Annotated in this window: 10 protein-coding genes and 1 pseudogene; 10 read left to right on the forward strand and 1 reads right to left on the reverse strand. The window is 42.7% G+C overall.

What is annotated here, in order from left to right; genetic code table 11:
* Window positions 1-240 precede the first annotated feature (240 nt).
* From IPL35_16595 to IPL35_16635, 9 genes and pseudogenes are all read left to right on the forward strand, one after another.
* A complete protein-coding gene (locus tag IPL35_16595) occupies window positions 241-1,251 on the forward strand; it encodes a glycosyltransferase (protein ID MBK8444921.1) in 1,011 nt (336 codons plus the stop codon).
* A gap of 141 nt (window positions 1,252-1,392) precedes the next feature.
* Window positions 1,393-1,677, forward strand: coding sequence for a universal stress protein (locus IPL35_16600; GenBank protein ID MBK8444922.1), 285 nt, complete (start codon window positions 1,393-1,395; stop codon window positions 1,675-1,677).
* Window positions 1,637-2,194, forward strand: a complete 558-nt coding sequence (locus IPL35_16605) for a universal stress protein (GenBank protein ID MBK8444923.1) — start codon at window positions 1,637-1,639, stop codon at window positions 2,192-2,194. Before IPL35_16600 ends, IPL35_16605 begins: the two co-directional genes overlap by 41 nt.
* A gap of 54 nt (window positions 2,195-2,248) precedes the next feature.
* Window positions 2,249-2,575, forward strand: a complete 327-nt coding sequence (locus tag IPL35_16610) for a hypothetical protein (protein MBK8444924.1) — start codon at window positions 2,249-2,251, stop codon at window positions 2,573-2,575.
* Window positions 2,576-2,892: 317 nt separating this feature from the next.
* Window positions 2,893-5,154: a hypothetical protein gene (locus IPL35_16615; protein ID MBK8444925.1), complete on the forward strand. Its 2,262-nt coding sequence runs from the start codon at window positions 2,893-2,895 to the stop codon at window positions 5,152-5,154.
* Entirely contained in the window at window positions 5,151-5,534 is a 384-nt protein-coding gene (locus tag IPL35_16620; protein ID MBK8444926.1) for a hypothetical protein, read from the forward strand. The genes IPL35_16615 and IPL35_16620 overlap by 4 nt, the downstream gene beginning before the upstream one ends.
* A gap of 323 nt (window positions 5,535-5,857) precedes the next feature.
* Window positions 5,858-8,366 (forward strand): annotated as a pseudogene (locus IPL35_16625) (copper-translocating P-type ATPase).
* Window positions 8,367-8,711: 345 nt separating this feature from the next.
* On the forward strand, window positions 8,712-9,152 hold the full coding sequence (locus tag IPL35_16630) for a hypothetical protein (protein MBK8444927.1): 441 nt from the start codon (window positions 8,712-8,714) through the stop codon (window positions 9,150-9,152).
* A gap of 31 nt (window positions 9,153-9,183) precedes the next feature.
* Window positions 9,184-9,732, forward strand: a complete 549-nt coding sequence (locus IPL35_16635; GenBank protein ID MBK8444928.1) for a hypothetical protein — start codon at window positions 9,184-9,186, stop codon at window positions 9,730-9,732.
* 72 nt (window positions 9,733-9,804) lie between these two features.
* Here the strand turns inward: IPL35_16635 and rnr are convergent, their stop codons facing one another.
* Window positions 9,805-12,042, reverse strand: a complete 2,238-nt coding sequence (rnr, locus tag IPL35_16640; protein MBK8444929.1) for a ribonuclease R — start codon at window positions 12,040-12,042, stop codon at window positions 9,805-9,807.
* Window positions 12,043-12,111: 69 nt separating this feature from the next.
* Between rnr and IPL35_16645 the strand changes: the two genes are divergently transcribed.
* Complete coding sequence (locus IPL35_16645) at window positions 12,112-13,605, forward strand: oligosaccharide flippase family protein (GenBank protein ID MBK8444930.1); 1,494 nt, start codon at window positions 12,112-12,114, stop codon at window positions 13,603-13,605.
* Window positions 13,606-13,622 lie beyond the last annotated feature (17 nt).

Raw genomic sequence — 13,622 nt, forward strand, 5'->3', positions numbered from 1 at the left:
GTTTTTTTTGACGCTGTTTTTATTTAAAAGATTAAAGATAAAGACACTTCTTATAGCAACAAGTTTTTGCAGGCAAAAAATTATAAAATAGCCGATTATTTTTTATTTCTTGTCGTTTATACATTTATTTTAATCCGCAAAAAACACAAAAATAAAAGAGAATTTTATACTTCGCTGCTAACTTTGCGCCTTGAACTGCTTATTTTTTAAATTACTTTATTTGTATTTGTTTCATCTTTTATGCCCATATTGCCCCTCCTCTACTCTGTTATTATTCCGGTGTTCAATCGCCCTGACGAAATGCAGGAATTGCTGCAATCGTTGAGCGAACAGAGCGAAAAAAATTTTGAAATTGTAGTGGTGGAAGATGGCTCTTCGCAGCCTTGCGAAGCCGTTTTGCAGCAATTTGCTCCTGTTGTCGGTGTTCCTTTTTCGTATTATTTCAAGCCCAATGAAGGTCCCGGTATTGCCCGCAATTATGGTGCGGCACGTGCTCAGGGCGATTTTTTTCTTTTCTTCGACTCCGACTGCCTGCTGCCTGCTACTTATTTTGCCGCGCTTAATGCCTCTTTGCGGGAGCGTCCTTGTGATGCTTTCGGCGGTCCCGACCGTGCCCACGCCTCTTTTTCGCCGCTTCAAAAAGCCATCAACTACGCCATGACGAGTTTTTTTACAACCGGCGGCATTCGCGGCGGCAGCGAAAAAATGGATAATTTCGTGCCACGCAGTTTTAATATGGGCTTTTCGCGCAAGGTGTTTGAGGCGGTGGGGGGCTTTCCGGAGGTGCGTTTTGCTGCTGCCAAAGCCGCCGGCGAAGATATTGAATTGAGTATGCGCATCAGGCAAAAGGGATTTCGGGTGTGCTTAGTGCCACAGGCTTATGTATATCACAAACGGCGCAGCACATGGCGGAGTTTTTTTCGGCAGACGTTTAATTTCGGAGTGGCGCGGGTGAGCTTGCACCGCCGCAATCGGGGCGCACTCAAAATGGTGCATTTGCTGCCTGCTTTGTTTGTGCTGGCGTGTTTGGCGTGTGTAGCGGCGGCTTTGTTTATGCAACAGTGGCGGTGGCTGGCTTTGCCTTTGTTGGCGGCGGCGGTGTTTTTTGCAGATGCACTGCGCCTCGAAAAAAACGTGCATATTGCGCTGCTGTCGGTGGCGGCGGCTTTTGTACAATTGTGGGGCTACGGTTTAGGATTTTTGCAGGGCGTGTGGCGGCAGTTGATTTTAAAAAAACAAGACTTTGAATGAGGGGCAAAGTTGGGGTAAAATTAAAATACCTGCTGCTACATAATCTTATTCTTCCACAAAAAATTTCCTAACCAAAAAAATATGTACTAAATTCGTCAATACAAAATTTTGGCACTGCCGAAGGTTTTAGTGTTTTGACGAATGAAAAACATTCTTGTTCCTACTGATTTTTCTCCTTACTCGCGCACCGCACTACACTATGCAGCGCAAATCGCCGCTATTTCGGGGGGTACGGTTACATTGATGCATGTAAATAATAAGCCACCGGAAAATATGCAGGAAATCTTGCAGCATTTTTGGAAAGCACCCTCCACACAGCACACCGCTTGCCGAGCATCAAAAAGAGCATATCCAAATAGAATATCATCTACATCAGGGTTCGGCGTTGGACGAAATCATCGCAGGTACGCACCACCAGCATTTTGATTTATTGGTATTGGGTACCAAAGGAGCTTCGGGGCTGAAAGAACGTTTTTTTGGCAGCAATACACAAACCCTCATTGAAAAAGTAGATGTGCCGATTTTAGCAGTACCACTCGCCGCCCCCAGCAATACTATTGAAAACATCGTATTTGCCACCGACCTCGAAGAAAGCGAAAAGGGCTACGCCGCCATTGCCAAATTACACGATTTTGTACAGTTATTTGAGTGTCGTTTTACTTTTTTGCATGTAGCAGACGATGATGCGAGCAAGTACCACGACCATATCATTCATTTTCGCTCGTATGTAGATGAAGTGCTGGGCGAAGATAATTATGATTTTGTGCTGATAGAAAACGACAGCATTTTGGAGGGGCTTGAAAATTACACCCGCGAGCATCGCGTAGATGTGCTGGCTATGCTGCGCAAAAAACAATCTTCGCTCAACCGTTTTTTTGAGGTGAGTTTTACGCAAAAAATGGCGTTTCATGGAAAAGTCCCCGTATTGATTTATAAAGAGTGAACTACTCACCCACGTCAGAGGCGATGGGTGGGGCTTCGGAGGGTTCCAGCCGAATTGGGGAGGGTTCCAGCCGAATTGGGGAGGGTTCCAGCCGAATTGGGGAGGGTTCCAGCCGAATTGGGGAGGGTTCCAGCCGAATTGGGGAGGGTTCCAGCCGAGTTGGGGAGGGTTACAGCCGAGTTGGGGAGGGTTACAGCCGAGTTGGGGAGGGTTACAGCCGAGTTGGGGAGGGTTACAGCCGAGTTGGGGAGGGTTACAGCCGAGTTGGGGAGGGTTACAGCCGAGTTGGGGAGGGTTACAGCCGAGTTGGGGAGGGTTACAGCCGAGTTGGGGAGGGTTACAGCCGAGTTGGGGAGGGTTACAGCCGAGTTGGGGAGGTAGTACGAGTTATTAATATTTACCTTATAAATAAGGGGTTTTATAAAAAACTTTGCGCCTTAGTGCCTTTGCGGTGAAAAAAAAATACTAACCGCAAAGACGCAGAGCCGCAAAGAAAAATAATGTTCGCCTTACTTTTTTAAATGTATTAATTAGCATAATCCTGAAATAACCTTACATTTTTACACTTTTTTTAGGTTGCCGTGTTGTTTTTCTTATCCTCAAAAAAACTGTCGTATAGTTAGATTTGTTTCTTATATTTAAAAGGTTTATTTTTGATAAATCAATCAATCTTCTTCACTTCTTCTCCTTCAACAACCATGAAACATCTTTTCCCCGTTTGCCTTTTATTGTGCTGCATATTTTTGTGCTGTCAAAGCGCAGATGCACAAAATCCTGTTATCGGCACGCACCCACGCCTCCTGATAAACAGCACCATCAAAAACCAACTACTCGCCAAAAAAAATGCCAACCACCCCGACTGGCTCGCTTTAAAGGCGCAAGCCGATGAATTGGCAACCCGCCCTGTAATGGATTTTAACCAAAGTACCATCAGCACTTGGAACAACAATTACATTTTTTATACCTACGAAGGCGGCGGTTGGTATGATGCAGCTCTGCCCTTGGCATTTGCACACCAAATGACCAAAGGCAATACCGCCGGTGCATTTCCTACCGCTTATTCCGACAAACTCATTGAACTCGCCGAAGAGATGATTTCGGCACAAAGCGACCCCGCCAATACCTGCGGAGGCTGTTCGTTGCCCTTAGAAATAGACCAATATTTTCCTTCGCGATTTTTGGGAATGACCATCGGCATTATTTACGATTATTGCTATGACGAATTAGATGCAACACTCAAAAACGACATCATTAATTTGATGAACGAATATTACGATTCGCTGCGTACCAATGCCTATCAAATCAACGACCGCGCTACGGGCAATTATTTTTTCGGACATGTGATTTGCAGTGCCGCAATGGGCTATGCGAGTGCCGGAGATAATACACGCGCCGCCGAAATGATTGATTTTGCGCGTATTCGCTTTGACGGTACCCCTTCAGCTTTATCAGCCCCCGAACATATTGCTTCCGATAATTTGGAAGAACCTTTTGAAGGCGGCTACGAAGCTACTGTTACTGTATTTACGGGCGGTGCGGTAAACGTTACAGGAAATCCCAACAAAGGCGGTTTGCAAATACAGGGCTGGGCGTATGGGGCAGGAACGATGTCGCGCATTATTGAATATATGAAAATAGTACAAACCGCCACCAACGAAGATTTATTTGCGGCACACCCGACTTGGATGCCCAATTTGTTGCAGGCTTTCAAACACTCGCTGCTGCCCAACCGCTACGAAATTGACCACATCGGCGATTGGGGTGGTGATGTGGTGGGCATTGCCCCTTTGTCGCTGGCGCACCGCTTGTCATATATTTTGGCAGGAACTACCTGGGGCGAAGAAGCACAATATTTAGCCAATACCGAAATTCTTGTTCACCCGACTTGGGGTTCTGTTTTTAATCTGACCAATTGGGAGTCTTTTTATTATTTAGATGAAAATCGCCCCTCCGCCCCTTTCACCGATGAACCTCTTTTTTACAGCGGTTTCAATAATACGGGATATAATCTTGGCAATGGAAATGGTGCCTACACTTATTTTTTGATGCGCAACAGCTGGGACAGCACCGCTACTTGGGCTTCGTTTAAAGGCGGCGGTGCTATTTGGGACGACCACCAACACAATGCCGCCGGAGCTTTGGAAATCAAACAAGGCGACCGCTATCTGCTCGTGGACGGCAACCAATTCGGCAACGTTGATGAAAATGGTATAGGCGGCGGCAGCAATCAGGGCTACAATTCGGGGCAGGCAAATACGTTGTTTTTCAGCGACTACGGCGATGTATATGAATTATTGTTAGATGGCGGCGGCAATATGAGTTCTTCGTATATCGGCGGGCAGACGAGTTGGGGCTGGGACGATATAAAAGCGGTACAAATGGGGAATCAAATTACTTATATCCGCACCGATGCCACTTATGCCTACACCATGCCCGAAAATTATTATGATTATTCGCTGCGCCCGCTGCGATTTTTCTACCGCAATTTCCTATATCTGCGTTCTGCGAATATATTTGTGGTATATGACCAAGCCAAAGCACGCACTTCCACGCACCCCAACGGTGCTTACGACAAAGCACAACGTTGGCATTTTACGGCAAATCCCACAGTAAGCGGCAATCATTTACAAAGCACCTACGGCGACAAACGCCTTTATACGCATATAGTATTGCCCGCTTCGCCCCTTATCAGCACCGCCTTCGAAAACCCCAATCCCGACAGCGATGAATATGCCCTCAACAGCGATACTTGGCGTGCCGAAATTCGCCACCCTTCCAATCCTTTATATACCGAATTTATGAGTGTTTTTCAGCCCGGCACCACCGCCACTGTAGAAATGAGCAGCACCGCTTTGGCTTCTGCCACCAATAACATGAAAGGCACAAAAGTTACTTTGGCAGATAATACAGCACAAATTGTAATGTTCAATACAGATACTTTATCCTTGCAAACGCGGTGAGCAGCACTTCTTATACTTTCAACGGCGGCAGCGAAACTACCCATACTTTGTTGGGAATGACTCCTTCGGGTGCATACAACATCACCTACGATGGCTCGGCGGTGAGCGTGAATGCAGCTACCGGAGGTGCTTTTGCTGCATCGGCGCAGGGAGTTCTGCGCTTTTGCGTGTTTAAGCCCCTCATCAGCGGCGATGCCACCGCTTGCAGCAATTATGTAAATATATACAGTGTTCCGGCAAGCGGCGAGGCGGGTACGGTGTATAACTGGTCGGTGAGTGGCGGTACTATTTTATCTGTCGCACCTTACGGAAACAGTATAGAAGTGCAATGGGACAATGGCAGTAGCGGCACTGTCGGCGTTACACAAATTGTGCCTTAGCGGTAAAATTTCGGGGAATGTTATTTATCAACCGATATTTAACATTACGCAGGAGTCGTTTGTTTTTTAATAAAAAAGCGAGTTTGTGAAAATCGGTACTAAGAACCTCGAAAGAAGGTCTCAGGTTTTTCGGCATTATTTTTTTCTATAAAAATTTTACACCTGCGGCGTTCCATTTTTCTAATCTATGCCTATTTTATCTGATTTTAGTATAATTCTTTTTTTTTGACAGCCATAGATTTTGTCCCTGCCCTCTTTGAAAGCAAATGTTTGCTTTCACTTTAATTATTTTTAGAAAATTTAATAAATAAAAATCAGGAAAAATGAAACATACTTATAAAATTACCGGAATGACTTGCAATGGTTGTCGCAGTCATGTAGAGGAAGTGTTATCAAAAGTAAAAGGGGTTTCCAAAGCTACCGTTAATCTGGAAAAAGCTGAAGCAACTATTGAAATGGAAAATCATATTCCCTTAGAAACTTTTCAAAAAGCTTTAAAAGAAGATGGAGGCATCTATAATATCCATCAGCAAGGGGAGCATTATCATCATTCCGAAATAAAAAAAGAAAAACCGCAAAAAGGTAAAGGCACAGGTATATTCTACTGCCCTATGCACTGCGAAGGCGACAAAACTTATGATAAGCCCGGAGATTGTCCGGTGTGCGGAATGAGTTTAGTGGAGGAACAAAACCTCTCTGCTATAACAGAAACACAATGGACGTGCCCAATGCACCCCGAAATTATAAGGAATGAAGCAGATTCCTGTCCTATCTGCGGAATGGATTTGGTACCACTGAAACCGGATCTTTCTGCCGAAGAGAAAACGTATAAAAATCTATCGAAAAAGTTTTGGATAGCAACAGCATTCACATTGCCAATTTTCTTAATTGCAATGAGCGAAATGCTTTCCGGTAATCCACTGTATAACATAATGGAACAAAAATATTGGAATTGGGTGCAGTTTGCGCTATCCATTCCGGTAGTTTTTTATGCCACTTGGATGTTTTTTGAACGGGCTTACAGAAGTATCAGAACAGGAAATCTCAATATGTTCACACTTATAGGTATTGGTGCTGGTGTAGCTTGGTTGTTTAGTGTTTTTGGAATGTTATTCCCCGATGTGTTTCCTGAGCAGTTTAAAACCGAATCCGGTGCGGTTCACGTTTATTTTGAAGCGGCAACGGTCATATTAACGCTGGTGCTTTTAGGTCAGCTGTTAGAAGCGCGTGCCCATAGCCAAACCAATTCGGCAGTAAAAGAATTATTAAAATTAGCACCAAATAAAGCGACTAAAATCATAGAGGGCAAAGAAGTTGAAGTAAGTATTGATGATATTGAATTGAATGATATTCTTAAAGTAAAACCCGGGGGTAAAATTCCTGTAGATGGCACTATCACCGAAGGAGAAACAAGTATAGACGAATCAATGATTACAGGAGAACCGATTCCTGTTGATAAAAATAAAGGAGATAAAGTTAGCAGTGGAACAATCAATGGAAACCGCCCCTTTTTAATGAAGGCTGAAAAAGTAGGGAGCGACACCTTGCTCGCTCAAATCATTCGTATGGTCAATGATGCCGGTCGCAGTCGTGCACCTATTCAAAATTTAGCAGATAAGGTTTCCGGTTATTTTGTGCCGGTTGTGGTTATTATTTCGGCAATCACATTCATAATATGGTCTGTTTGGGGACCGGAGCCTGCTTATGTATATGCGCTGGTAAATGCCATTGCTGTTCTAATCATTGCCTGTCCTTGTGCATTGGGGTTGGCAACACCTATGTCGGTAATGGTAGGCGTAGGCAAAGGTGCTCAAAATGGTATATTGATAAAAAATGCAGAAGCACTCGAAAAATTGAATAAGATCAATACATTGATTATAGATAAAACAGGCACAATAACCGAAGGAAAACCAACGGTAGAAAAAGTGGGGAGTTTTAGTGATAAGCTCAATGAGACAGAAATACTAAAATTTATTGTTTCGCTAAATACGAATAGCGAACATCCTTTGGCAAGCAACTTTGAAATACGGAAAAGAGCATCAGGCAGAAATACTGAAATCGGACAATTTCAATGCTGTAACCGGCAAAGGAGTGGAAGCCGAGATTAGTAATAAGAAAGTAGCGTTGGGAAATCCCCAAATGATGGAATACGCCAAAGCGGAAATCACCGATGAAATGAAAAAAGAGGCTAAAACCTTTCAGCAACAAGGCAAAACAGTTTCTTATTTAGCAATAGATAAAAACATCGTGGGCTATGTGGTTATTGCCGATAAGATAAAAGAAACCAGTGCCAAAGCAATTGAAGCACTCCAAAACAAAGGCATTGATGTGGTGATGCTTACAGGCGACAACTACGACACCGCACAGGCAGTGGCACAGGCATTAAATCTTACGGATTTTAAAGCCGGTATGCTGCCGGAAGACAAACTCAAAGAAGTGGAAAAACAACAAGCAAATAACAAAGTAGTAGCAATGGCCGGAGATGGTATTAATGATGCACCTGCATTAGCCCGAAGTGATGTAGGCATTGCTATGGGAACAGGAACTGATGTAGCTATTGAAAGTGCCATGATAACTCTGGTAAAAGGCGATTTGCAAGCTATTGTGAAAGCAAAAAATTTAAGTGATGCCGTGATGAGAAATATCAAGCAAAACCTGTTTTTTGCACTTATTTATAACACATTAGGCATACCCATAGCTGCCGGTGTATTATTTCCTTTTTTTGGAATATTATTATCGCCTATGATAGCAGCACTGGCAATGAGTTTTAGCTCCGTTTCAGTAATAGCCAATGCTTTAAGGCTAAGATCAATAAAAATTGGCAATGTCTGATAATTATATCAAATGCTGTGGCAAAAAGATAGTCAAAAATGACAAAAATATAAGTGACTCACAACGCACTATCAGTACAAAAATGATGGAGCTTGTAAATAATAACCTCAATAATGGTCGTGTAAGTTTTAAAGCCATCAACACTGAATTTCTGCTAAAATATGGTGAATAGCGGGTTATATTAGTCACTCTGGCAATTTCAGGCAGCATATAAAATTTATGTAGGGTAAAAAAATACCGTTATATAATTCTATTCAAAAAAATGCTTGTATATTTGAGGGCATATACAACCTTGCAAACCAAACAAACTCAATACAAACGCACAACTATTACATAGATACATAAATGAAAAAAGCAATTGCAACAATATTTACGCTAATCAGCTTCTTTTTGGAAATGAACGCTCAAGTGGTTGATAGTCTCAATCAGCAAGTATGCCCGAAAGGTGGGGTAAACCAACTTGCCATCAAATATTACGGAATTAATTTTACAAAAGAGCAAAGAAAAGAAATCGGAAATGTTGAAATTGAGATCATCTACTCCATAGATGAATTTGGAAACCCAATACTTTCGGAAATTAACGGAATTTCAAATCCACATATTATAGACAGCCTGAAAAATAAGACATCAGAGATTGGATTATTTAATCCGCAAATAGTAGATGGCATTCCTGTACCGTCTATTTATTTTATAAAACTCACTTTTCCAACTTATTCATTTACGCAGCAAATACCTAATCTTTTTTCAAGGAAATACATACCGCGAAGCAAAACTCGAAGACTTTGAATATATCAATGAATCAGGTCAAAGACTTGATATGACAGCGGGAGGGCTGATGAATCAGTTTATTGGCAACCCTTCAAAGCACTTGGCATTGGGTGGAGGTATGAAAATTGATATTGCATATAGTGGAAAAAACAAGCTGATATATGGAATAAATATGAATTTTTACATCAATAAACTAAAAGAAAAGTATCCATTAAATACAACCCGACAACAATTTGATGCCCCGCCTACCTTACTTGTCGGGCTTATATTCGGTAAATGGTTTGATAAATTTAACATTCAAGGAGAATTGGGTCCCATTATTCAAAATGTAACAGAAAATCTGGGAGAATATGATAAAGATTGGGTTCAACTTAAAGGTTGGACTTCCGGAGTGGTAATAAATTACCCAATTAAATTAGGTAAATCGAAACCACAATATTACTACGGATCTCCAACCCTTTTAGAACACAATTTGAATCTGCATTTTGGATTAAGATATATAAAATTATCACTTAAAGAAGCAACAGGAGCGATGGTGGAGCTTGGATTGAGTTACAGAATAACATCTAAAAAAGTAAAAGAATATAAGTTGAAATAAGTCTTATGAAATAAAACAGACTTCAACCTCCCTTTTCTCTACAAGAAAAACACACCAAAAACGTTTATCTCATCAAGCACCTTTGGTGTTTTTTTTCTCCAGCAACTCAAATTCGGAGCGCACGCTCTCCAAATCCGCCGACATCACGCGCACCCGCACACGGCTGCCCAAACGATATATACGCTTGCGACGCACGCCCACGAGTGCCATTTCGCGCTCGTCGTGATAGTATTGGTCGTCTGTGAGGCTTTCGATAGGTACTAATCCTTCGCAGTAGTTGGCTTCGAGCATCACAAACATACCGTAGTTCATAATCCCCGAAATTACGCCGTCATACTCTTGTCCGATGCGCGAAGTGAGGTATTCTACCTGTTTGTATTTTACCGAATCGCGCTCGGCTTGTGCGGCGTTGCGCTCCTGCAAGGAGCAATGTTTGGTTTGCTCGGCGAGGTCTTTGGCGTTGGGCAAAGTTTGTTTGTGCAATAATTTCCACAAAATACGATGCACCAACACATCAGGATAGCGGCGTATGGGCGAAGTAAAATGGGTATAATCATCAAAAGCTAATCCGTAATGACCGATATTTTCTACGCCATAATCTGCTTTTGCCATGGTACGCACTCCTAAATTTTCCAATAGATATTGTTCGGGTTTCCCTTTTACCTGTTCAAATAATTTATTGAGCGATTGTGCAATACGCTGTGGGCTGCTTGCATCTACACGGTAGCCGAAACGCGCCGCCATCAGCGCAAATTTTTCCAATTTTTCTTCATCGGGCAGGGCGTGGTTGCGAAATACACCCAGAGTTTGCTGCGCATTTTTATTTTTTTCTTTTTGCTGCATAAAAAATTCCGCCACCGCGCGATTGGCGAGCAACATAAAATCTTCAATGAGCATGTGTGCATCTTTGCGCTCTTTCAAATACACATCAATCGGTTTTCCTTTTTCGTCCAATTTAAATTTTACTTCGGGGGTTTCAAAAGAAATAGAACCCGCCTTGAAGCGGCGTTTGCGCAATTTAGCAGCTAAAGCATCAAAGGTGCGCAATTCAGAAGCCAAATCGCCTTCGCCGCCTTCTATAATTGCCTGTGCTTCTTCGTAAGTAAAACGCCTTTGTGAATGAATAACCGTGCGCGAAAAATGGGTGCGCAGTACTTGTGCATTGGTATTCATTTCAAAAATGGCGGAAAAACAAAATTTGTCTTCGTGCGGGCGCAGCGAACATACTTCGTTGGATAGTTTTTCGGGAAACATCGGCAGCACCCTGTCCACCAAATACACCGAAGTGGCACGCTCGTAGGCTTCGGCATCCAAAGCAGAGCCTTCGGGACAATAATACGATACATCAGCGATGTGTACGCCTATTTCCCAGTTGCCGTTTTCGAGACGTTGGATAGAGAGGGCATCATCAAAATCTTTGGCATCGGCGGGATCAATGGTAAAAGTGGTAATATCTCTGAAATCCACACGGTTTTCTATTTCCTGCTCATCTAAGCGCACCTGAATATTGTCGGCAAATTCCATCACTTCGGGCGGAAAAGCAAGCGGAAAATTATGTGTAATGAGGATAGCCTCCATTTTGGCAAAATGCGGCGATATTTTATTGCCCAGCACTTGCACCACTTCGGCGGTGGGTTTCTTTTGTTGCGGTGCAAATTCAAGGAGCTGAACGGCTACTTTGTCGTTGTTTTTGGCTTGATTTACTTTGTCTGCCGGAATAATAAAATCGTAGGGAATACGCAGATTATCGGGTATGGCGATGGTTTTGCTGCGGAATACGCGCAAAGTGGCGGGATACAATCTGCTTTTGCGCTGCACCACTTCCACAATTTCTCCTTCGCGGCGGTCGCTGTTGCGGCGTTGTGGCAACAAACGGGCACGCACGCGGTCGCCATCAAGGGCGTTGAGTACTTTGGAAGAAGAAATAAATATATCTCTTTCTAATCCCTCTACCGTCAAAAAAGCATTGCCGTTTTGTGTAACTTCTATGATTCCCTCTAAAAGATTAGCATTTTTAGAGCCTGCTTTGGTATTGTTTTTCAGGGTTTGCTGAAACATTTGTGCCTGACGGTTCTTATGAATATTGACATAAAAACGGCTGTCATCTGTAGCAAATATTTCGCCTTTTAGTGTCATCGCCTGCAATATATTGGCAATATCGGCTTTGGATACTTGGGGCAAAGCAACTTGCTTGATAAGTTGGCGAAATGTCCAGCCTTCGGTAGGGTATTTTTTAAAAACTTGTCGTATGGCTTCGCGCAATTGTTGCGGAGAGGTAGATTTAGGAGTCGCTCTTTTTTTATTTCTCATGTAATTTTTATCGGTGCTGAAGAGATTTAGCGCGCAAATTAAGGCAAAGTTTGCACTTTTGCATTTGTAATGTCTCAAACAAATACGCCTTCGCGCTCGCTGAATGCTTTTTTCTATTTTGCGGGTCAGATAATAAACATTGTTGTCAGTATTTTGTTCGCGCCGTTTTTGGCACGCACGCTCCCTTTGCACGACTACGGTTTGTATGGGCAAGCGGTGATGATAGGCGAAACTTTTGCGGTGCTGGCTTCTTACGGTTTTTTGCAGCATGTCAATTTTATGATGCAACACTACGCCCATCGGCAAGCCGCCGCTTATTTTAATATGAAATGGGCAGCTGTTATAGCGGGCGGTGCTTGTATGCTGCTGTGGTGGCTGTTGGCTGTTATTTTGTACCTGCAAGGCAATACAGAGTTGGCGGTACTCAATTGGGTTTATTCGCCATCGGTATTATTGCAAACCATCAATTATGTGCTGGTGGGTATGTTGTTTTTTCAGGGAATGATGCGCCAAACGATGCGCGTGTTTATTACCACCAATGTGCTGCGCATTGTGCTGGTATTTATCAGTATATATTTTTTCAGCAGCTTAAATGGTGTTTTTTTGGTGTTGGTAGCTTTGCGGCTTTTGGAGTGTGTGTGGTTTTTGAGTTTGTTGCCCGCTTCTTTCAAAAGGGCGGCGGCTTTTTCGCCGAAGATAGTGGCTCATTCGCTGCGCACCGCCCTGCCTTTGGGTGTAGCTTCTTTGTTGCAGCTGCTGCCTTTGTATGTGATGAGTTTTTGGGTGAGCTATTGGTGGGGTACGGAGCAATACGCACTCTTTCGGGCAGGAGCGATGGAGGTGTTTTTTGTTTCGTATTTTTCCAACGCCGTCAATACTTCGCTGGGACCCGACATCGCCGCCAAAATCAAAGCAGAGCAATACGCCGCCGCCATCGCACTGAAAAAGCGCGGCTACATGCAGGCGGCTCTCCTCGCCTACCCTATTATTATATGGTGTTTATTTTTTGCAAAATATTTGATCCCTTTATATTTGGGCACTGCTTTTCAGGCTTCGGTTTTTATATTCATTGTGTTCAATTTTATTCTTTTTATCAGGCTTTGGGATTTTAATGATATATTAATTGCCTTACACAAAAGTTCGCGGATTATGGCGGTGTATGCCCTGATAGTGGCGATGGTGAGCGTGGCGGGATATTTTGCAGTACAGCACTACGCACTCAAAGGAGCTATTATCACAGTAACACTTGCCAACGGCATTGCTTTAATCATACTTTTATTATCAGTAGCGGCTCATACGGGCATTGCGCTGTATTTTTTTGCAGATATTAAAAAACTTTCATTTCTGATATTCATCGCATTGCTGCTTTCTTGGGTTTCTTTGCAGATTAATTACCAGTATTCTGAAAATTTTTATATGATATTTTTATCCTTTTTCATCTACATATCTTTAATTTATGTATTTTTGTTAAAAATCCGTTGGTTAGATATTACGATGTACCGACAAGTGATTGAAAAATTTCCGAAAGGAAAAAAAATATATCACTTTCTATTAAACATATAAAGCATATTTAAAATAAT

Source organism: Sphingobacteriales bacterium, assembly GCA_016711285.1.
Classification (GTDB): Bacteria; Bacteroidota; Bacteroidia; order Chitinophagales; family UBA2359; genus JADJTG01.